Raw genomic sequence first — 19,324 nt, forward strand, 5'->3', positions numbered from 1 at the left:
GGACTCAGCGTCCGCCTGGGGTGAGCAGTCCGCGCCGGAAGCCCTCGGCCACCGCCGCGGCCCGGTCGCGCACGCCGAGCTTGGCGTAGACGTGCTGCAGGTGGGTTTTCACCGTGGCCTCGCTCAGGAACAGCCGCTGCGCCGCCTCCCGGTTGTTCACCCCCGCCGCGACCAGCTCCAGGATCTCCAGTTCGCGTGGGCTGAGTGGTTCGTCCTCGGTTTTGGGCGTGCGCAGGCGGCCCAGCACCACGGTGGCGACCGCGGGGGAGAGCACCGACTCGCCCCTGGCGGCGGCCCGCACCGCGCGGAACAGCTCCGGGCGCGGGGTGTCCTTGAGCAGGTAGCCGGTGGCGCCCGCCTCGATCGCGGGCAGCACGTCGTGATCGGCGTCGTAGGTGGTCAGCACCAGCACGTGCGCGCCGATCCCGCGGGCACGCAGGGCCCGGATCGCGTCCACGCCACCGAGTTTCGGCATCCGCAGGTCCATCAGCACCACCTGCGGGGCCAGCGCCTCGGCCAGGGTGACCGCCTCCGCGCCGTCGGCGGCCTCGCCGAGCACGGTGAACCCCGGCTCCCCGGCGAACATGCCGCGCAGCCCGTCCCGGACCACCGGGTGGTCGTCCACGATCAGCAGCGTGATCGGCTCAGGCATCCCGCACCTCCACCGCGGGCACGGTGGCACAGACCGCGGTGCCCGCACCCGGTTCGGACTCGATGACCAGACTGCCCGCCAGCCGCCGCGCCCGCTGCCGCATGCCGTGCAGCCCGAACCCGGTGCCGTCCACTGTGGACTCGGCAAAACCGCGGCCGTCATCGCGCACGTCCAGGCTCACCACATCCTCCATATAGGACAGTGTGACGCCGACCCGGCTCGCGGCGGCGTGTTTGCCGACGTTGGTGAGGGCTTCCTGGGCGATGCGCAGCAAACTGCCCTCGATCTCCGGATGCAGGCGGCGGACGGGACCGGTGGCGGTGTACTCGGCGCGCAGGCCGGTGATGGCGGACCAGCGCCGGGTGGCTTCTTCCAGGGCCGTGGACAGGCCGGATTCGGTGAGCGGGTGCGGGTTGAGCGCGGCCACCGAGCGGCGGGCCTCGACCAGGTTCTCCCTGGCCAGTTCGGCGGCGGCCTGGACGTGACGCCGCCAGGGCGCGGGCTGGGTGGCGGCCCCGGCCTGCTCGGCGGCCTGGAGCTGGGTGACGATCCCGGTCAGCCCCTGGGCCAGGGTGTCGTGGATCTCCCTGGCCAGCCGCTGCCGTTCGTCCCGCACCCCGGCCTCGTGTGCCTGGTCGAGCAGCCGGGCCTGCAACTCCGCGTTGTCGGCCATGCTGCGGGCCAGCCGCCGGTTCGCCTCGGCCAGCTCGTCCACCATGTGCAGCCGCTGCACGCTGCGGGCGTTGATCACATCGCCGAAGGTGCTGAACAGGCTCACCATCACCACGATGGCGACCATGAGCAGCAGGAAGACCAGCCAGGCCGACAGGGTGTCCGGCAGGCCGCGGCTCAGCGAGGCCATGGCCAGGAACGCGACCGCGGTCACCCCGGCGTACTTCCACCGGCCGGGCAGCCGGTGCCAGGCGTGCACATAGCCGGTGAAGGCGAACAGCCCGCCGTACCACTCGCCGCGCGACCCCAGCAACGCCATCAGCACCAGCAGCCCGCCGAAGTAGGCGAACATCAGGCCGGGGCGCTCGATCCACCCCGGGTGCAGGGTGATCCACCAGGCGATCCAGGCCGCGGTGAGCGCGGCCAGGCCGATGGTGCCCGGCAGCGCGTCGAGGTCGGCCCGCAGCGCGCTGAGTGTGGTGGCCACCAGCAGCAGCAGGTAGGGTACCGCCTCGGTGCGCCGCAGGGTCCGGCGTTCCCAGGCGTCCAGCTCGCGGTGACTCAGACCCACCGGAACAACCTAACCGCCGTGACCCCCGCGACGAGTGCGAACACCCCCAGTGCCAGTAACTGACCCACCGCCGGGGCGCCGCCCATCCAGCTGGTGACCACGGTCTGCAGGGTCGCGCCGAGCGGGGAGTGGCGGCCGATCGCGGCCAGCCAGTCCGGCATCGACTCCCAGGGCATCCAGAACCCGGCCAGGAACATCTGCGGGAAGAAGGACAGCGGCCCGAGCCCACCGGCTGCCTTGGCGTTGGGGGCCAGCGCGGCCACCAGCAGACCGACGGAGAACAACGCGGCGATGCCCAGCAGCAGGGACAGCGCCAGGCCGAGCGGGTTGGCCGGGGCGGGCAGGCCGAGCGCGAGCACGGCCACCGTGGCGACCAGGCCGGTGGCCGCGACCGCGATCCCGGCCTGCACCAGCAACTGCGCGCCCAGCAACGCGGCCGGGCTGACCGGGGTGGTGGCCAGCCGACGCAGCACCCCGCGTTCCCGGTAGGCGCCCAGCACCGAGGGCAGGGTGAACAGGGCCAGCATGCCCAGCGCGATGCTGATGCCCAGCGCGGGCAGGAAGGCCGGGACCGAGCGCGAGCCGCCGGTGGGCGGTGCGCCGGTGCTGGACAGGCCGAAGACCAGCACCAGACCGACCGGCAGCGCGGCCACCACGAGCACCCCGGCCGGGTCGCGGAAGAACAGTTTCAGCTCGGTGGCGGCGAAGGTCAGCACGCGGTTCATGGCGAAGTCCTTGCGGGAGTGGGAGATGGCGGTGGTGGTCATGCCGCCTCGTCCAGGCGGCGGCCGGTGAGGGCCAGGAAGGCGTCGTCCAGGGTGGCCCGCTCCAGCCGCAGGTCGATCGGGATGACCTGCTGGGCAGCCAGTGCGGAAGTCAGCGCGTGCAACAGGTTTCCGTGGCCGGTGACGGTGAACTCGGCCCCGTCCCGCCGGATCCCGGTGACCTCGGGCAGCGCGGTGAGTAGCCGCGAATCCAGTGCCGCGGACGGGCGGAACCGGACGGTCTGCGCACTGTCCACTGTGGACACCAGTTCGGCCGGAGAGCCGATCGCGGCCACCCGGCCGGCCTCCAGCACCGCGATCCGGTCGCACAGCCGTTCCGCCTCGGCCATGAAGTGGGTGACCAGCAGGATGGTGACGCCGCGGTCCCGGATGTCCTCGATCAGCGCCCAGGTGTCCTTGCGCGCCTGCGGGTCCAGGCCGGTTGTCAGCTCGTCCAGGATGGCGATCTCCGGGTTGCCGATCAGTGCCAGCGCGATGGACAACCGTTGCTGCTGACCGCCGGAGAGCTTCTCGAACCGGGTGTTCGCCTGCCGCGACAGCCCCAGGTCGGCCAGCAACTGCCGCCAGGGCAGCGGATCGGGGTAGAAGGTGGCGTAGAGCTGGAGTGCCTCGCGCACGGTGATCCGGTCCGGCAACCGGCATTCCTGTAGCTGCACCCCGACCTTGGCGCGCAGGGTGGCGGCGTCCCGGCGTGGATCCAGGCCCAGCACGGAGATCCGGCCGCCGTCCGGGCGGCGCAGGCCCTCCACGCATTCCACCGTGGTGGTCTTGCCCGCGCCGTTGCGGCCCAGGATGCCGAAGACCTCACCGCGTTCCACGGTGAAGGACACCTCGGCCACGGCGATGTGCTCGCGATAGCGCTTGTGCAGGGAATCGACCTCGATGACTGGCATGCCCTGAGCCTGTCCTGTGCCAGCCCGTCACAGGATCGCTCAGTCTGGTGGAGTGCGGCGGCGGCTGGTGGAGCCGGGATCAACTGATCGGTTGATGCGCCATCCGGCCGGGTCTGCGTCGTAGAGTCGGGGCATGCGGAGCCTGGCGATCATCGGGGCCGGACCGGCCGGACTGGCCACCGCGCGGGCGGCACTGGAAGCCGGACTGCGGCCGGTGCTGTTCGAGCGGGCACCGCAGCTCGGCGGGGTGTGGCGACCGGGCACCGGCGCGGCCTGGCCGGGCATGACCACCAACCTCTCGCACCCGCTCTGCTCCTTCTCCGACCGGGTCTGGCCCGCCGGCACCAGGGATTTCCCGCTCCGCGACGAGGTGTACGGCTACCTGTCCGGCTACGCGCACGACCTCGCCCCACGCTACGGCTGCACGGTCACCGAGGTCGCGCCCGCCGGCCGCGGCTGGTCGGTGACCTGGACCGAGACGGGCCGGGAGCACCGCGAGGTCTTCGACACCGCGGTGCTGGCCTCCGGGGTGTTCTCCCGGCCCTGGACCCCCGAACTGCCCGGCGCGTTCGGCGGAGAGTCGGTGCACAGCAGCGGCTACCGCGGACCCGGCGGCTACCTGGGCAAGCGGGTGGCCGTGGTCGGGATGTCCTTCAGCGGCACCGAGATCGCCGCCGAACTGGCCGAGGCCGGGGTCGAGACCACCGCGGTGACCGGACGCCCGTTCTGGCTGCTGCCCCGCTACACCAACGGCGTGCCCCGCGACCTGCTCGGCATGACCCGCGCCCGCCAGCACGAACGCGACCGCCTCCCATCACCCGAGGCCAACCGCGCCGCGAACACCCGCTATGACGCCCTCGGCGGCAACCCCGGCCGCTTCGACCCCCGGCTCACCCTGGACCCGTCCAGCACCCTGCCCCCGCACCTGGTCGCCTCCGACCGACTGCCCGCCCAACTCAACGCGGGCACCCTGCGGATCGCGGTCGGTCACGTGGTCGCCTTGACGGACAACGGTTTACGCCTGGCCGACGGGTCCACAGTGGACTGTGACGCGGTGATCTGGTGCACCGGCTACCGCCCCGAACTACCCCTGCCCGAACCCCTGCTCGCCGAGATCGACTTCGCCGACGACTGGCTGCAACCGTTGCTGCTGCACGGTTGCACCTTCCACCCAGCCCTGCCCGGACTGGCCTTCGTCGGCGTCTACCGCGGCCCGTTCTTCGCCGTCATCGAACTCCAGGCCCGCTGGGCGGTCGCCGTCCTCTCCGTCCAGCTGCCACCACCCGCCGACGAGGTGATGCGGGCGGGAATCCAGGCCGAACTGGATATCCGGCTGGCCCGCCCGCGACCGCAGTTCCCGCACGGAGACTACGTGGCCTTCGCCGACCGCCTGGCCACCCAGTTCGACGTGCTGCCGTCCCTGGATCCGGCGGGGGAGTGGTACGAGCAGCTCTGGCACGGCCCGGTGATCGCCGGGCACTACCGGCTGAGGGGACCGGGCGCCAAACCGGAGATCGCCGTCCAGCAGCTACGATCGGCCCAGGTCCGAGTAGCGGGGAGGCCGGTGTGACGATCACGGCGCAGCAGCTGTTCGCCGCGCTGCCCGGCCGCTGGCGGTTCAGCCGGGTGATCACCGGCCAGGGCAGCGCGACCGGCGAGGCCCGGTTCGAGCCGGTCACCGGCACCGAACTGCACTACCGCGAGGACGGCACGCTCACCCTGGACACCGGCTACACCGGCCCGGCCTACCGCGAGTACCGCTACCGGCTCGACGGCGAGGCACTGCGGATCTGCTTCCCGGACGGCCGGACCATGCACACCCTGCGCCCGGACGCCGCCGAGGCCACCGACGTGCACCTGTGCGGCGCGGACGTCTACACCGGCCACTACCGCCTGGCCGACCCGGACACCCTGCACATCTCCTACGAGGTGACCGGACCGCACAAGGACTTCACCATCGCCACCGTGTTCCAGCGCATCAGCGGCTGAGCCTGCGCCGGACCTCCTTGGTCGCCAGGTACTGGGCCACATCGGAGTAGCGCTCGGACTGGTTGGCGAACTCCACATACGCCTTTGCCCGCACCAGCCAGTCCACAGTGGACGGACGGATCTGCGCGACGGCCTGTTCCAGCTGGGCCATCCGCAGCGGCGGTTCGGACCCGGTGCGCAGCGCCTCGTCGATCACCGCGTCGATGGCGCGTTCGGTCACCGCACGCAGGTCCGCGCCGCTGAACAACGCGGTCGGCTCGGCCAGCCGCGCCGGATCCACCCCGTCGGTGGGCGCGGCGGCCAGCAGCACCCGCAAGATCTCCGCCCTGGCAGGCTCATCCGGCGGCGGCACGAACACCACCCGGTCGAACCGGCCCGGCCGCAGCATGGCCTCGTCCACATCCCACGGCGCGTTGGTCGCGGCCAGCACCAGCACGCCGTCGTTGTCCGAGCCGATCGCGTCCAGCTCCTGCAACAGCACGTCCACCAGGCGGCGGGCGTCCGAACCGTGGTGCTTGTGCCGGGAGAAGGCCAGCGCGTCCAGCTCGTCCAGGAACAGCACACAGGGCGCCTGGGCGCGGGCGGACTCGAAGGCGGTGTGCAGGTTCTGTTCGGAGACCCCGAGGTAGGGGTCCATCACATCCTCGATCCGGATGTTCACGAACGGCAGCCCGCACTCCCCGGCGGTGGCCCGCGCCATCATGGTCTTGCCGCAGCCGGGCGGACCGTAGAGCAGCACCCCGCCGCCGGTGCGCCGGCCGTACTTGGCGTACAGCTCGGGCCGGGACAGCGGCAGGATGATCATGCGGTGGATCAGCTGCTTGACCTCGGTCATGCCGCCGACCTGGTCGAAGGTCAGCGTCTCGGCCCGTGCGGCCGGACCGGCCGGGCGTTCGCCACCGCGGCCGTCGGCGGTCACCTTGATCGCACCGCGGGCGGTGAGCAGCTCGTCCACCAGCCGCTGCAACTTGCCGACGCCCTCCACGATCCCGGCCTGCCGCGCGTGCTCCAGGCAGGCCCGCAGCAGCGGCAGCCGCCCTTCGGCGGCGGCCAGTTCGCCGATGTGCACCAGGGATTCGGTGAGATCGGCGTCGTGGTGCAGCAGCCAGTCGTACTCGTCCAGCGCCGCCGGATGCTGCCCGGCCGAAGCCAGCTCCTCGGCCAGCATCAGCCGCAGCATGGCGTCCTCGGGGCTGGCCGCGACCGCGCGGCGCAGGGACTCGATCCGGTGCTCGCTCATCGGTTTCGCTCCAGCCAGCGGCGCACCAGCGGCGGCGCCACCCACGAGTAGAGGCAGTACACGACCCAGCAGACGGTCAGCGCGGTGGACAGCGGCCACAGCCCGGCCGAGCGCAGGACCAGCAGCACGATCACGAAGCCGATCCACAGCTTCATCGGCCCGATCTTGTACATCGGCCGCAACGGGCGCAGCAACGGATGCGCGGCCAGCCGGGCCTCCCTGGCGGCCTCCACGAAGGCGGCGTTGCCGGGTTCGGCGGCCGCGGCCGCGCGGAAGGAGCGGTAGGCGCCGTCCACATCACCGAGCTGGGCGGCGGCGTTGCCGTGCATGGCCCGCGCCGCACTGCTGTCCGGATCGTGCGCCAGGCTGTTCGCGCTGTGCCGCGCCGCCTCCGCGTCCTGTCCCTTGGCCAGTGCGACCATCGCCCGCACCTGACCCACGCTCTGCAGGTGCGGATCGATCCCGGCCGCCCGCCCCACCAGCTGCTCGGCCTTGTCCACCTGCCCGGCGGACAGGCACAGCCGCGCGTAATCGCACAGCAGCTGCGCGTCCTCCGGGTCCTGGTGCAACGCGGTGAGCAGCGCTTCCTCGGCCCGCGGCCAGTCACCCAGCTCGTGCTGGGCGTTGCCGAGCACCCGCAGCAGCGAGTGATCCGGCCCGAACCGGCTGATCCCGTCCGCGGCGACCTGGGCGGCCTCGGCGGAGCGGTCCAGCATCCACAGCGCGGTGGCCCGGAACAGCGTGGCCGGATAGCCGACCGCGTCCTCACCGTGCAGCTGGGACAGCGTGTCCAGGGCCCGCTCGGCCTGGCCGATGGTCAGCCAGTGCTGAGCCAGCGCGAAGGTCTCCGCACTCACGACGCCACCACCACGATCGCCACCAGCACCAGCTCCGGGATGCCACAGCCGAACACCGCCGCCAGCCCCGGCCCCCACAACTTCGCGTGCTCACCACCGCGCAACTGGAAAACCCGCTCCGGGGTGTGCTGCAACCGCGCCATCGCGAAGTAGGCCAGCAACGCCACCACCCGGATGACGATCCGCAGCGGACTGGAGGTGATCAGGTCCGCCAGCACCGAGGCGAGCACCAGCTCCGCGGCCAGCGCCGCGCCGCCGATCACCAGCAACCAGCGCCGGTCCCGCGCGGGCACGCCCAGCCGCCGCGAGTTGAGGTAGCCGATGAGGGTGACCGCCAGCACGCCGCCGAAGAACGCGACATAGGCCTGGCTGGCCACCCGCCAAGGCCGTTGGGTCCCGGCTGACGTGCGGATCGTCGGCCGGAGAAGATCGTCGGACACCGTGCCCCCTCCAGTTCCGCAGGAAGCCTACGCGACCGGACTAACCTGAGCCGATGGCGCGGCGAAGTGCGGGCATCCTGGTCCACCGCAATGGCGACAACGGCCCGGAAGTCCTGCTGGGACACATGGGCGGCCCGTTCTGGGTGAACAAGGACGAGGCAGCGTGGTCGATCCCCAAGGGGGAGCACACCGAGGACGAGCCGCCGCAGGAGGCGGCCCGGCGGGAGTTCCTGGAGGAGCTGGGGTTGCCGGCGCCCGAGGGGGAGCTGGTGTCGCTGGGGGAGGCGCGGCAGTCGGCGAAGGTGGTCGCGGTGTGGGCGGTGGCGGGTTCGGTGGACCTGGATCGGGTGGTGCTGGGGACCTTCCAGATGGAGTGGCCGCCGCGCTCGGGGAAGTTCGCGGAGTTTCCGGAACTGGACCGGGTGGCTTGGTTCGACCTGGAGACCGCGGCGGTGAAGCTGGTGAAGGGGCAGCGGATTTTCCTGGAGAGGCTGATCGCACGCCTGGACTGAGTGGTCAGGCTGTCCGAGCGGGCCCTGCGCCAACTGGCCGCTTCCTGTCACGAATTGAACATCTCCGGGAGCCCTCCCCACCCTGCTGCCCACAATGAGTCACGGCCTGAACCTGTGCCGCGACCAAGGGGGCGTCATGGACTACTACCAGACACTGCCGGTGCCGGAACCCGCACCGGTGGTGCCCCGGCGGCACGACCCGCTGGCGGTGGCCCTGGGCAACGCCTCGCTGCTCGGCCTCGGCTACCTGATGCTGCGCCGCCGGCTGTTGTTCGTGCTCACCGCGCTGGTCACCATCCTGCTCCTTGTCCTGCTGGGCGCGGTGTCCCGCAGCGGCTGGTTCGAGTTCGTGGTGCTCGCCTGGTGGCTGACGATGATCGCGCACGGCTTCCTGCTGGCCCGGCGCGCGGAGCGGGTGGTCAACGGCAGGCAGCGGCTGATCGGGCTGAGTGCCACCGTGGTCGTGCTGCTGGCGGTGGGCCTGCTGCGCTACGACGCCGCCGGCATCGAGCAGACCGTGGCCGAGGCCAAGCAACGCGGTGACTGCACCCAGGCGATGTCCGCGCTGGACCGGGTCTGGCTCGGCCACCACCTGGCCGACGCGCCCTCGACCGTGCGCGGCGAACTCACCGTGGACGCCTGCCAACGGATCAAGCTCGCCACCGGCAGGCTGACCACCGCGCTGCGTGGCGACGTCAAGGAGCTGAAGCAGGGCTACGACGGTCTCACCTCGGTGCTGACCGACCTGCCCGGCCACGAGAACATGGTGCGCGAACTCGTCAACGGCTTCCTCGGCGGCCTGCCGGCCAAGGAACCCTGCCAGACCGTGGCGATCACCGACTGGCTGCGCGAGCGCAAACCCGCGGGCAACGTGCTGGACCGCTCCACCGAGGTCGTCGGCCGCACCGCCCCCGCCGCGCTCACCGGCTGCGCCGACGGGTTCATGAACGCCAAGGACTGGGAGCGGGCCCGCGCCCTGTTCCAGCAACTGCTCGACCAGTACCCCGGCCACGAACTCACCGACAAGGCCAAGGACGGCGCCCGCAAGGCCACCCTGGAGATCGAACTGGCCAACGTGCGCAACCTGCTCCGCGGCTCCAACCCCGCCTACTGCACCCGCCCCGCCCCCTACAGCGGCGCCGCCCCGTACGCCAAGGGCACCAACCGCGCCATGATGTTCGGCAACGACGCCTTCACCGGCCGGCTGCCGGGGGAGTGGAAGGTCGGCGACGCGGCCGAGGCGGTGCTGGTGGTCTGCGCGGGTGAGAAGCAGTACGGCGCGGCGGTGCGCACCTGCCCGTACCAGAAGCGCACCCCGCCGCAGTACCGCACGGACGTGACCTTCCACAAGATCGCGATCCCGGTGAAGGCATACGAGCTGCGCACCGGCAAGCTGGTGGTGGACCAGAAGGTGGAGATCACCGGCACGGTGTGCCCCAGGGAGATCCGGTACACCAGCCACATCGCCGACCTGGGGCCGCCGTCGAAGTTCTACGTCTCGGAGTCGGACAAAGAGGTGCAGGCCGCCTTCGGCTGGTTCATCAACCAGTGAGTGACTTCGGCGCGACCAGCAGCCCCCGACGGAACGCCTTGGCCAGCCCCGCTCCCACGAGGAGAACGTGACGCGGCTGGCCAGGGCTCTGGTCACGCTCGGTGCGGGCGGTGATTCGGCGGACGGGGTCTTACGGCCGTTCGCAGGTGCTCCGGCAGTACCTGGCGACCGGCGAGTACCCGGGACTCGACGAGCTGGTGGAGATCGTCGAACTCTTCGATTCCATGGCCGACCGGGAGCCCGACTGAGCCGCGCTCAGCGCCGCCGGTCCAGCGCCCAGTCCACCAGCACCGTGCCCCCCAACCCGACCGCCCCGACCAGCCCGAGCGGGATCGGCTGGAGTCCGCTCACCAACCCCAGCAGATCCAGCCCCACCCACAACCCCACCGACACCACCACCGCGACCGGAGCGATCACCACCGCCCACCCCCGCCGCCCACCGGCCGTGGCCGTCCGGGCCGTCACCGTCGGCGTGGCCGCCGCCAGCGCCCAGCACAGCAACCACAACACCACCAGCGCCAGCGCGCCCAGCACGCTCATCCACAACACGGCCTGATCCGCGTACGCCCCGACCAGCACCGTGGTCACCAGCGGCGCCGCCGCGAACCCGCCCAGCAGCACCGCCAGGACCAGTCGCGCGTACAGCGGGATGTGCCGCCCCGGCTCAGCCATTGAGGTAGGCCAGCACGGCGAGCACCCGGCGGTTGTCGTCCTCGGCTTGCAACAGACCGAGTTTGCTGAAGATGTTGTTGGTGTGCTTGGACACGGCCTTCTCGGTGATGAACAGCCTGGCCGCGATGGCGGCGTTGGAGCGGCCCTCGGCCATCAGGCTGAGCACCTCGCGTTCGCGTGGGGTCAGGGCGGTGACGGGTTTGTCCCTGGAGTGCCTGGCCAGCAGCTGGGCGATGACGTCGGGGTCCATCGCGGTGCCGCCCGCGGCGACCCGGCGGACCGCGTCCACGAACTGCCCGACGTCGGCCACCCGGTCCTTGAGCAGGTAGCCGACGCCGCCTGCGGAGTCCGACAGCAGCTCACGGGCGTAGAGCTGCTCGACGTACTGGGACAGGATCAGGACGGGGAGGCCCGGCAATCGGCGCCGGGCCTCGATCGCGGCCCGCAGGCCCTCGTCGGTGAACGTGGGTGGCAGTCGGACATCGCACACCGCCACGTCCGGTCGGTGCTTGACGAGGGCTTCCAGCAGGTCACGGCCGTTGTCCACGGCAGCGACCACCTCGAAGTCGTGCGCCTGGAGCAGCCTGATCAGGCCGTCGCGGAGCAGGACGAGGTCTTCAGCGATGACGACGCGCACGGGCCCATTCTGGATCACCGCCCGCCGGCGTCGAGATCGAACACCGCAAACTCGTCCAAAGTGAACTCCTCACCGTCGCCGCCGGTGGGCCTGCGCAGGCCCACCCAGGTGTCCCCGGTGCTCGATGCGGTGAACTCCACGGTGTGCGTGCCGGGCTCGCCGCGGGCGGGCAACGGGGTCACCGAGACGTCCCTCGGCGCGCCGTTGGCTGGATCCTCGCCGACTACCCAGCTGTAGGCGGTGCCCGCGGCGGCGTACCGGAAACTCACCCGGTAGCGGTGTCCCGGCTCGAAGCGCACGGTGGCCGGGGTGGTCCGGTAGGCCAGGTGCGCGGCGTACTCGAAGGACTTCAGGCTCCAGTTCCCCTCGATCACGTCGTCCACGGCCTTGCCGTTCCAGCCGCGCTGGGTGAACGGCGCGTGCTTCTCGGCCAGGTGGGTGCGCGCGTCGGTGGGGGCGATCTCGCCGCCGGGCACGAACGGTCCGAAGCCCTGGTCCACCCGCTCGAAATCCCACCGGTTACCGGGATCGGGCGCGGCGACCACCCGCAGATCGTCCAGCCGCACCACGGCATCGCCCGCGCCGACCCGGACGCCGACCTCGGTGCTGCCGTCACTGCTGAAGAACACCCGGACCCGCTGGGATTTGGTGCCCTTCTTCTCCTCCGAGGCCACGATGTTGGTCACCGTGGACCGCGCCAGCCTGGTCTCCTTGCCCCCGGCGAACACGGTGACCGGCCGGGACTTCCCCGGCTCGACCTCCACCATCAGCGAGGCCGCGTACTGCCCGCGCGGCAGTGTCAGCCGCTGGCTCAGGCTCGCCGCGCCACCACGCACCACGGCCTCCCGCTGGCCGAGGTCGTTGGTCTCGACCTTGGCCGCGCCGCTGGTCCGCCAGCCGGTGAGGTCACCGGAGTCGAAGCCCGGGTTGGCGGTCGGCGTGCCCTCGCCGTAGCCAAGGCGCGGCGCCGGGGCCGGGGACTGCGCGGTGACCAGGTACGGCGTGCGCGCCTCGGCGGTGATCGTCACCTTGCCGTCGCGCACCGGCAGCGCGCCGACGTGCTGCCGTCCGTCGTCGGTGAGCCGGTAGAGCCGCACACTGGATTGCCCGGCCAGTTCCACCGGCAGGTCCCAGGTGCTCGTGCCGCCCGCCGGGTTCCAGTGGTAGGCCTTGTCGGGTGCGGTAGGCGACCAGGGCAGCAGATAGGCGCCGTCGTCATAGAGCAGCCTCCCGTCCTTGCGGAACTGGCGCTTGCCGCCGGGCGCGGTCACGCTCACTCCGCCGTCCAGCACAGCCTCCACAGTGGACAGTCGCTGCACCGGGAAGTGCTGCAGGTACTTGGTGGGCAGGTTCTGCTCGAAGGTGTTGGCCAGGAACGCGCGGTAGTCGGTCTCCCCGGTCCAGCCCTCGAACTCCACGATCCGCGCGCCCATCAGCAGCGGATGGTGGACGAAGACGTCCTTCTGGTGGTTGCGCGCCAGCCGGATGATGCTGGAGTTGATGCCGCGGTGGGTCTCGCTGCTGTAGTCGATGTCGGTGGCCCAGTGCGTCCACAGCGTCTCGCGCTCCAGCCGGTGCGACCACTCGGTGGCCATCTCCCAGCCCAGTTTCCGCACCTCGCGCTGCAACCGGTCCGCGGTCCAGCCGGTCTCGCGGAACACGTCGAAGTACAGGAAGTCAAGCCCGCCACGGGTTTCCCGCTGCAACTCGGCGAGTCTGCGCTGGATGTCGCCGGAGGTGAGGTCGCGGCGCTGGTCGATCCGGTAGGACTGGTCCATCCAGGCCCACTGCTTGTTGTTCTTGTCCACCAGCGTCTCGGAGAACGCCCGCGCCTCCGGGTAGGACTCGGTCGCGTTGACGTGCACGCCGAAGTCGGCGTTCCAGCGCTTGCCCTGCTGTAGCAACGTGTTCAGTCCGCGCAGGCCACCGGCCCGCTCGTTGTAGTGGCCGCCGTAGTCCGGGTGCGCGGCGTCGTGGCCCTCGGACTGGTAGCCCTTGAGCAGCACGAACTGGCCGAGTCCGTCGGTGGCCTGGTTGACCCGCTTGGTGTCGTCCAGGGTGCGGGTGAACGGGTGCGTGGCCGAGGAGGCGATGTTGAACGGAATCCGTTGCACCACCCGGTCCTTGGTCTTCTCCCAGCCCTTGGGCTGCCACATGATGTCCCGGAAGGCGATGGCCGCGTCCTGCCAGTCCAGCACGCCGTCGCCGTTGCGCTCCCCGGTCAGCGTGACCTTGGCCCACGGCGCCGGTTCGGTGTCGGGGGAGCCCTGGGCGCGGTGCGTCCACCGTCCACTCCAGACGCTCACCGCAGGGCCGTCCGGGGTCTGCCTGGCCTGCCGCCAGATCCGCCCGTTCTCATCCGCGCCCGCGCCGCCGTTGTTGTCATAGGTCGAGTTGGTCTCGATCGCCGCGGCCAGCTTCCCGGTGCTGACCATGCCGTAGGCCGAGCCCAGCGGGGTCGCGTCCGGCGTGGTGGCGGTGGTGACCGGGTAGATCCGGTCGCCGTTGCCGTTCTTGTTCAGTTCCACCCTGGCCGCGGCCACCTGCGGGGCCGGATCGGCGGCGCGCACGGTGAGCAGGTCGTGCCCGGGGATGTCGATGGTGCCCACCCGGAAGGCCGCGGTGTCGCGCACCTGGTCGATCCGGAAGGTCAGGGTCCGCCCGCGCAGCGCCAGGCTGGCGTCCAGGCGCACGCCGGGCAGGTCGGGGAAGGTCAGGGCGTAGCGCACCGAGTCGACCGCGGACCTGGCGGTGCCGGTGACGCGCTGGTCAGCGCCGTTGAGCTGGATCGAGGTCAGTGGCGCGGACCGGCCGTGCAGCACCGCGCCGGAGCGGCGGTCGGTGTAGACGACCACCCTGGGGAACTCCGCGCCCACCGCCACGCTCAGCTCGGCCGAACGCAGGGTCAGGCTGGGTTGGGCCACGGCGGTCAGGCCGGGGGCGAGCAGGGCCAGGGCGGCCGATAAGGCCAGGAGTGACTGGCGGGTCGACACGGGCACCTCCACGATCGACTGCGCGAATGTGCTTGTTCTAAGCCGCTAAACATCATTAGTCAACAGACGATCGATCAGAACTGAACAGCCCAACCGCAGGACATTTGTCCTACCCAGCCCTGGACAAAGCTCTCTTACCTGCGGAAACGCCAGGAAATACGGTTGGCCCCATGAACGAGGCAGTCCACCTCCACGCGGTCACCAAGGCCTACGGACCGGTACGTGCGGTCAACGGCGTTCACCTGAGCGTGCCCGCGGGGCAGACGGTGGCGTTGCTCGGGCCCAACGGCGCGGGCAAGTCGACCACGATCAACCTGATGCTCGGCCTGCTCGCCCCGGACTCCGGGCAGGTCAGCCTGTTCGGCGGCACCCCAGAGGCGGCGATCCGGGCCGGGCGGATCGGGGTGCTGCCCCAGGACGCCAAGCTCATCCCGCGGGTCACCGTGGCCGAGCTTGTCGACTTCGTCCGGCGCAGCTATCCCTCTCCGCTGCCGCTGGCCGAAGTGCTGGGACTCGCCGGGCTCACCGACCTGGCCAAGCGCAAGGCCGATGCCCTGTCCGGGGGGCAGGCGCGCCGGGTGCAGTTCGCGCTGGCCATGGCCGGTGACCCGGAGCTGGTGGTGCTCGACGAACCCACAACCGCGCTGGACGTCGAGCACCGCCGCGAGTTCTGGACCTACCTGCGGGCCTTCGCCGCCCGCGGCCGGACCGTGCTCTTCTCCAGCCACTACCTGGAGGAGGTCGCGGAGAACGCGGACCGGGTGGTGGTGATCTCCGGCGGCCGCACCATCGCCGATGCCACCCCGGACGAGCTGCGCGGCCGGGTCGGCGGCCGGACCGTCTCACTGGACCCGGACGGCCGCAGACCCGATGAGCTGCAACGGCTGCCGGGCGTGCTCTCGGTGTCGCTGCGCGGCGGGCGGGCCTACCTGAGCAGCGCCGACTCCGACGCCACCGTGCAGGCGCTGGCCCAGCTCGGCGCGATCCGCGACCTGGAAGTGGCCGGGGCCGGACTGGAAGAGGCATTCATGGCGCTCACCGCGCAGGATCGGACGGCTGTGTGATGTTGGGATACGTGCTCATCGAGTGCAAGAGGTTGTTGCGGGACACCGGGTTCCTGCTGATGAGCGTGCTCACCCCGCTGGTGATGTACGTGGTGTTCAACAACCTCAACGTGGCCATCGGCCAGGAACCGCGGCAGGCCGCGCTGTACACCATGGTCAGCATGTCCGCCTTCGGCGCGATCAGCGGCGTGCTCAACAGCAGCGTCGGCGTTGCCGAGGACCGGGCCATGGGCTGGCTGCGGCAACTGCGGCTGACCCCGTTGTCCCCGTTGCGGATCGTGCTGGCCAGGGTGCTGATCTCGATGCTGCTGGCACTGCCGCCGATCGTCTCGGTCTGCCTGGCCGGCGCGCTGATCAACGACGTCGAGCTGTCCCTGCCGAGCTGGCTGGCCGCGGTCGGCCTGCTCTGGGTGGGCACCGCGCCCTTCGCCGCGGCGGGCATCGGCATCGGCTACCTGCTCTCCGTGCGCACCGCGCAGCTGGCCAGCGTGTTCGTCTACATCGGACTGTCCATGTTGGGCGGTCTGTGGATCCCGCTGGCCGCGTTCCCGGACTGGCTGGCCGAGTTGGCCCGCTTCACCCCGACCTTCCGCTACGCCGACCTGTCGTGGGCGGTGGTCTTCGACCGCGGCCCGTCGATGGGCGGGATCGGCGTCCTGATCGGGTGGTTGACGCTGTTCGGGGTGTTCGCGATCTACGCCTACCAGCGCGGCGGACGCCGGGCATGATCTACCGTGCGGGGATGGGTACGAGGCCGGTGACCGACCGTCTGCACGGACAGCTCCCGCCGGTGGCGATGCTGCCCTGGCTGGCCTCGTTGCTCCTGCCCGCCGTCCGCGCCAACGCCCTGGGCGCCACCGCGCTCGGGGCGTTCGCGCTGACCTACGGCATCGCGGTCTGGCTGGTGCTCAACAAACGCGGCCCGTCCCGGGCGCCGATCGCGCTGGCCGTCCTGCTCACCACGATCGCGCTGACCTGCGCCAGGGAGTTCGGCGACTTCTGGTACCTGCCGATGCCCTTCGTCTTCGCGGTCTGGTCGCTGATCACCGTGGACTACGGCGCGCCGCTGGTGAACGTGATCGGCGTGCTGGTGGTGCACCTGCTCGGCGTGTGGGTGGGCAGCGACGCCCCGCCCATCGTCATCGGCGCCTTCCTGACCTTCCTGGCCGGCATGCTGACCTTCGTCGTCCTCCGCCTGAGCCGCGCCGTCGCCGAACTCGAAGCCGCCAGAGAGGAACTCGCGCACACCGCCGTAGGCCAGGAACGCCAACGCTTCGCCCGAGACCTGCACGACCTACTGGGCCACACCCTGTCCCTGGTCGTGGTCAAGGCCGAAGCCGTCCGCCGCCTGATCCCCCGCGACCCCGCCAAAGCCCAGGACCAGGCAGCCGACATCGAAGCGGTAGGCAGGCGAGCCCTGGCCGAGGTCCGCCAAGCCGTCTCCGGCTACCGCGAACCAAGCCTGCCCGAAGAGCTGGCCGGCGCCCGAGCAGCCCTGGTCGCCGCAGGCGTGACCGCGGAACTACCGGACCCGGGGGAGTTGCCGGCGGCAGCGCCCCCGGTGCTCGGCTGGGTGGTCCGCGAGGGCGTCACCAACGTCCTCCGCCACGCCAGAGCCCGCCGCTGCCTGATCGACCTGCACACAGTCGACGGAACCACAGTCCTCACCATCACCAACGACGGAACAACCCCCACCAAGACCCCCATCACCTGGGGCAACGGCCTCAACGGCCTCACCGAACGAGTCCACTCCGCAGGCGGCGAACTGACCGCCACCCCCACCCCCGCCGGCTTCACCCTGCGGGTGTCCGTACCCACCGGGGAGCAGCCGTGATCAGAGTCCTGCTGGCCGAAGACCAGGGCATGATGCGCGGCGCCCTGTCCCTCCTGCTGAGCATGGAGGAGGACATCGAGGTGGTAGCCGAAGCCGCCACCGGCGACCAGGTCCTCCCCCAAGCCCTCGCCACCACCCCCGACATAGCCGTCCTGGACATAGAAATGCCCATCCGCAGCGGCCTGGAAGCCGCGGCCGACCTACGCCGAGAACTCCCAACCTGCCGAATCCTGATAGTCACCACCTTCGGCCGCCCCGGCTACCTACGAAGAGCGATGGAAGCAGGAGCCAGCGGCTTCCTGGTAAAAGACGGCCCCGTGGAACAACTGGCCGCCGCCATCCGCCGAGTCCTGGCAGGCGAACAGGTAATCGACCCCGGCCTCGCCGCCGCAGCCCTCCGCTCCGGCCCAAACCCCCTGACAGACCGAGAACGCGAACTCCTCGCCGCCGCCGCCAACGGCGCCACCGTCTCCGACCTGGCCACCCGCCTGTTCCTGTCCGAGAGCACAGTCCGCAACTACCTGTCCTCCGCAATCCAGAAAACCGGCACCCGCAACCGAATAGAAGCAGTCCGAGCCGCCACCGACCACGGCTGGCTGTAACCCACCCCCCTGGCTCTTCCCAATACCACGCCTACGCTGCCACTCGCAGACCCCGCTGTGACCCAGCACACAATTGCGCGGTAAACTGGCTCGGTACACGCCTGAGACAGGGCACTCCAGACCCGATCGAGTGACAAGATCCAAACATCAAGGCAACCAAAACAGGGGTTTTTGCGTTCCGCAGAGGAACGGTGGCGGCGGCGGACCCCGGCACGGGCTCACGGTGGTGAAGCAGCCCCGGCGACGCGACAGTCCCGGCGATACGACAGTCCCGGCGATCGGCAACGCAGCAGCCCGACCGGCCACCCAGCAGCCCCAGCGGCGCAACGGTCCGGTCGAGAAGGCGCGGTGTGTCGGCCAGGCAGCAGTCCAGGTCGCCTCGGGCCTGCCGGGAGCGGGTGCACTCGGGCCCGGTCGGACCTGGTCGGGTCGGTCAGGGCCGGTCGAGTCCGGTCGGGCTCGCTCAGGTCCGGTCGGGCTGGGGCGCTCGCTGGTGAGACCGGGGTGCTGAGTCCGGGGCCGGTAGGTGTGGGCGGCGGGAGGGCTGTCAGCCCACGCGGTGAGTCGCCGGCGCTGAACCCGTGGCTGCCGCGGCGGCGCTGCTCAGGTCGGCCGGAGCGAAGGGGCGAGGCTGGCGTGAAGGGGCGAGTCTGGCGTGAAACCGAGCTGGTCAGCGCTGCCCGGCCTCGTGGGCCGGTCACCCCAGTCGGCCCGGGACCCGGGCGGTAGTCGCCCAGGCTCGACCTCGGTAGCCGCCCCCGTCCAGGCGCGCAGTTAGGCGAGCTGAACCTGTCCGGGCAGTCGTGCCCGAGGGCGACAACGCCGGAGCGACCCGAACCCCGCTGCTGGGCTGGTCCGCAGGCTGGGTGCTGGATGTGTTCGCTGCGTCGGGGCTGCTGGCCGCATGGCCGTCCTGCTGGCTTGGGCACCCGGCCCGCTGACTGGGCATCCGGACCGTGCGCCCGGACTGCGCCACCCGGACTGCGCGCCCGACTCGCTGGCCGCGGGCCTGGGCTGCGCTCCCGATCCGCTGACCGCGCGTCTGGACTTCGCTCCTGCTCCGCTGCCGCGTGCCCGGACTGCGCGCCCACCGCCGTCGACTGGGCGCCCGCTCCTCGGCCGATGCCCTCCGGTTCCCCAGTCCCCGCCAGCCGGGGCTATCGCGCTCGCCCTGGCACGCAACGGAAACGCGGAGTACGCGGCCGCATACGCACCGGCGTCATGAGTACCGCCAGGCGGTACCCGAGCAAGGCGTGATTGGGCCAAGCGAGAGCCGGCCGAAGACGGCCGCGAGTCCGAGCTGGACAGTCCGATGCCGTGCGACGGCGTCCCTCACTGGGTCAAAATCCCCGATGAGAC

The 19,324-nt window shown here is 71.2% G+C and carries 18 protein-coding genes; 8 read left to right on the forward strand and 10 right to left on the reverse strand.

Going from position 1 to position 19,324, the window contains the following annotated elements:
• Positions 1 to 4: 4 nt before the first annotated feature.
• Genes HNR67_RS25080 through HNR67_RS25095 form a run of 4 tightly spaced genes read right to left on the reverse strand, consistent with a single transcriptional unit; the run spans position 5 to position 3,573 of the window.
• Positions 5 to 652 carry a response regulator gene (locus HNR67_RS25080; RefSeq protein ID WP_185004673.1) on the reverse strand — a complete coding sequence of 216 codons (648 nt, stop codon included), beginning with the start codon at positions 650 to 652 and terminating at the stop codon, positions 5 to 7.
• On the reverse strand, positions 645 to 1,895 hold the full coding sequence (locus HNR67_RS25085; protein WP_312987994.1) for a sensor histidine kinase: 1,251 nt from the start codon (positions 1,893 to 1,895) through the stop codon (positions 645 to 647). The genes HNR67_RS25080 and HNR67_RS25085 overlap by 8 nt, the downstream gene beginning before the upstream one ends.
• A complete protein-coding gene (locus tag HNR67_RS25090) occupies positions 1,886 to 2,662 on the reverse strand; it encodes an ABC transporter permease (RefSeq protein WP_221490043.1) in 777 nt (258 codons plus the stop codon). The genes HNR67_RS25085 and HNR67_RS25090 overlap by 10 nt, the downstream gene beginning before the upstream one ends.
• Entirely contained in the window at positions 2,659 to 3,573 is a 915-nt protein-coding gene (locus tag HNR67_RS25095; protein WP_185004674.1) for an ABC transporter ATP-binding protein, read from the reverse strand. Before HNR67_RS25095 ends, HNR67_RS25090 begins: the two co-directional genes overlap by 4 nt.
• A 133-nt stretch (positions 3,574 to 3,706) precedes the next feature.
• Here HNR67_RS25095 and HNR67_RS25100 point away from each other — a divergent pair, with 133 nt between their 5' ends.
• Together HNR67_RS25100 and HNR67_RS25105 are read left to right on the forward strand one after the other, a co-directional pair.
• Positions 3,707 to 5,143: a flavin-containing monooxygenase gene (locus tag HNR67_RS25100; RefSeq protein WP_185004675.1), complete on the forward strand. Its 1,437-nt coding sequence runs from the start codon at positions 3,707 to 3,709 to the stop codon at positions 5,141 to 5,143.
• Positions 5,140 to 5,562: a DUF6314 family protein gene (locus HNR67_RS25105; RefSeq protein ID WP_185004676.1), complete on the forward strand. Its 423-nt coding sequence runs from the start codon at positions 5,140 to 5,142 to the stop codon at positions 5,560 to 5,562. Before HNR67_RS25100 ends, HNR67_RS25105 begins: the two co-directional genes overlap by 4 nt.
• Here the strand turns inward: HNR67_RS25105 and HNR67_RS25110 are convergent.
• The 3 genes from HNR67_RS25110 to HNR67_RS25120 are packed head-to-tail and all read right to left on the reverse strand — an operon-like array spanning position 5,552 to position 8,099.
• A complete protein-coding gene (locus tag HNR67_RS25110) occupies positions 5,552 to 6,802 on the reverse strand; it encodes an AAA family ATPase (RefSeq protein ID WP_185004677.1) in 1,251 nt (416 codons plus the stop codon). The two genes, HNR67_RS25105 and HNR67_RS25110, sit on opposite strands and share 11 nt — an antisense overlap.
• Entirely contained in the window at positions 6,799 to 7,659 is an 861-nt protein-coding gene (locus HNR67_RS25115; RefSeq protein WP_185004678.1) for a tetratricopeptide repeat protein, read from the reverse strand. The genes HNR67_RS25110 and HNR67_RS25115 overlap by 4 nt, the downstream gene beginning before the upstream one ends.
• Entirely contained in the window at positions 7,656 to 8,099 is a 444-nt protein-coding gene (locus HNR67_RS25120; protein WP_185004679.1) for a hypothetical protein, read from the reverse strand. Before HNR67_RS25120 ends, HNR67_RS25115 begins: the two co-directional genes overlap by 4 nt.
• 53 nt (positions 8,100 to 8,152) lie before the next feature.
• On the opposite strand from HNR67_RS25120, the gene HNR67_RS25125 reads away from it, so the two are divergent.
• Both HNR67_RS25125 and HNR67_RS25130 read left to right on the forward strand, forming a co-directional pair.
• A complete protein-coding gene (locus HNR67_RS25125; protein WP_185004680.1) occupies positions 8,153 to 8,611 on the forward strand; it encodes an NUDIX domain-containing protein in 459 nt (152 codons plus the stop codon).
• Positions 8,612 to 8,747: 136 nt separating this feature from the next.
• Positions 8,748 to 10,163 carry a tetratricopeptide repeat protein gene (locus HNR67_RS25130; protein WP_185004681.1) on the forward strand — a complete coding sequence of 472 codons (1,416 nt, stop codon included), beginning with the start codon at positions 8,748 to 8,750 and terminating at the stop codon, positions 10,161 to 10,163.
• A 255-nt stretch (positions 10,164 to 10,418) separates the two neighbouring features.
• On the opposite strand, the gene HNR67_RS25135 is transcribed toward HNR67_RS25130, so the two are convergent.
• Genes HNR67_RS25135 through HNR67_RS25145 form a run of 3 tightly spaced genes read right to left on the reverse strand, consistent with a single transcriptional unit; the run spans position 10,419 to position 14,465 of the window.
• Positions 10,419 to 10,835 carry a hypothetical protein gene (locus HNR67_RS25135; protein WP_185004682.1) on the reverse strand — a complete coding sequence of 139 codons (417 nt, stop codon included), beginning with the start codon at positions 10,833 to 10,835 and terminating at the stop codon, positions 10,419 to 10,421.
• Positions 10,828 to 11,472, reverse strand: a complete 645-nt coding sequence (locus HNR67_RS25140; protein WP_185004683.1) for a LuxR C-terminal-related transcriptional regulator — start codon at positions 11,470 to 11,472, stop codon at positions 10,828 to 10,830. Before HNR67_RS25140 ends, HNR67_RS25135 begins: the two co-directional genes overlap by 8 nt.
• A gap of 14 nt (positions 11,473 to 11,486) precedes the next feature.
• Complete coding sequence (locus HNR67_RS25145; RefSeq protein ID WP_221490044.1) at positions 11,487 to 14,465, reverse strand: endo-alpha-N-acetylgalactosaminidase family protein; 2,979 nt, start codon at positions 14,463 to 14,465, stop codon at positions 11,487 to 11,489.
• A 170-nt stretch (positions 14,466 to 14,635) separates the two neighbouring features.
• Here HNR67_RS25145 and HNR67_RS25150 point away from each other — a divergent pair, with 170 nt between their 5' ends.
• The 4 genes from HNR67_RS25150 to HNR67_RS25165 are packed head-to-tail and all read left to right on the forward strand — an operon-like array spanning position 14,636 to position 17,965.
• Positions 14,636 to 15,529 carry an ABC transporter ATP-binding protein gene (locus tag HNR67_RS25150; protein ID WP_185004684.1) on the forward strand — a complete coding sequence of 298 codons (894 nt, stop codon included), beginning with the start codon at positions 14,636 to 14,638 and terminating at the stop codon, positions 15,527 to 15,529.
• Entirely contained in the window at positions 15,529 to 16,257 is a 729-nt protein-coding gene (locus tag HNR67_RS25155; RefSeq protein WP_185004685.1) for an ABC transporter permease, read from the forward strand. The genes HNR67_RS25150 and HNR67_RS25155 overlap by 1 nt, the downstream gene beginning before the upstream one ends.
• 14 nt (positions 16,258 to 16,271) lie before the next feature.
• Entirely contained in the window at positions 16,272 to 17,363 is a 1,092-nt protein-coding gene (locus HNR67_RS25160) for a sensor histidine kinase (RefSeq protein WP_185004686.1), read from the forward strand.
• A complete protein-coding gene (locus tag HNR67_RS25165) occupies positions 17,360 to 17,965 on the forward strand; it encodes a response regulator transcription factor (protein ID WP_185004687.1) in 606 nt (201 codons plus the stop codon). The genes HNR67_RS25160 and HNR67_RS25165 overlap by 4 nt, the downstream gene beginning before the upstream one ends.
• Positions 17,966 to 19,324 lie beyond the last annotated feature (1,359 nt).

Origin of the sequence: Crossiella cryophila (assembly GCF_014204915.1) — a bacterium.
In the GTDB taxonomy this organism is placed as follows: Bacteria; Actinomycetota; Actinomycetes; order Mycobacteriales; family Pseudonocardiaceae; genus Crossiella; species Crossiella cryophila.

What these genes read in the sequence shown, in the direction of transcription:
- HNR67_RS25110 (WP_185004677.1), bottom strand. Translation starts at nt 6,802, where the DNA reads ATGAGCGAGCACCGGATCGAGTCCCTGCGCCGCGCGGTCGCGGCCAGC.
- HNR67_RS25095 (WP_185004674.1), bottom strand. Translation starts at nt 3,573, where the DNA reads ATGCCAGTCATCGAGGTCGATTCCCTGCACAAGCGCTATCGCGAGCAC.
- HNR67_RS25100 (WP_185004675.1), top strand. Translation starts at nt 3,707, where the DNA reads ATGCGGAGCCTGGCGATCATCGGGGCCGGACCGGCCGGACTGGCCACC.
- HNR67_RS25125 (WP_185004680.1), top strand. Translation starts at nt 8,153, where the DNA reads ATGGCGCGGCGAAGTGCGGGCATCCTGGTCCACCGCAATGGCGACAAC.
- HNR67_RS25135 (WP_185004682.1), bottom strand. Translation starts at nt 10,835, where the DNA reads ATGGCTGAGCCGGGGCGGCACATCCCGCTGTACGCGCGACTGGTCCTG.
- HNR67_RS25155 (WP_185004685.1), top strand. Translation starts at nt 15,529, where the DNA reads ATGTTGGGATACGTGCTCATCGAGTGCAAGAGGTTGTTGCGGGACACC.
- HNR67_RS25160 (WP_185004686.1), top strand. Translation starts at nt 16,272, where the DNA reads ATGGGTACGAGGCCGGTGACCGACCGTCTGCACGGACAGCTCCCGCCG.
- HNR67_RS25150 (WP_185004684.1), top strand. Translation starts at nt 14,636, where the DNA reads ATGAACGAGGCAGTCCACCTCCACGCGGTCACCAAGGCCTACGGACCG.
- HNR67_RS25130 (WP_185004681.1), top strand. Translation starts at nt 8,748, where the DNA reads ATGGACTACTACCAGACACTGCCGGTGCCGGAACCCGCACCGGTGGTG.
- HNR67_RS25090 (WP_221490043.1), bottom strand. Translation starts at nt 2,662, where the DNA reads ATGACCACCACCGCCATCTCCCACTCCCGCAAGGACTTCGCCATGAAC.
- HNR67_RS25080 (WP_185004673.1), bottom strand. Translation starts at nt 652, where the DNA reads ATGCCTGAGCCGATCACGCTGCTGATCGTGGACGACCACCCGGTGGTC.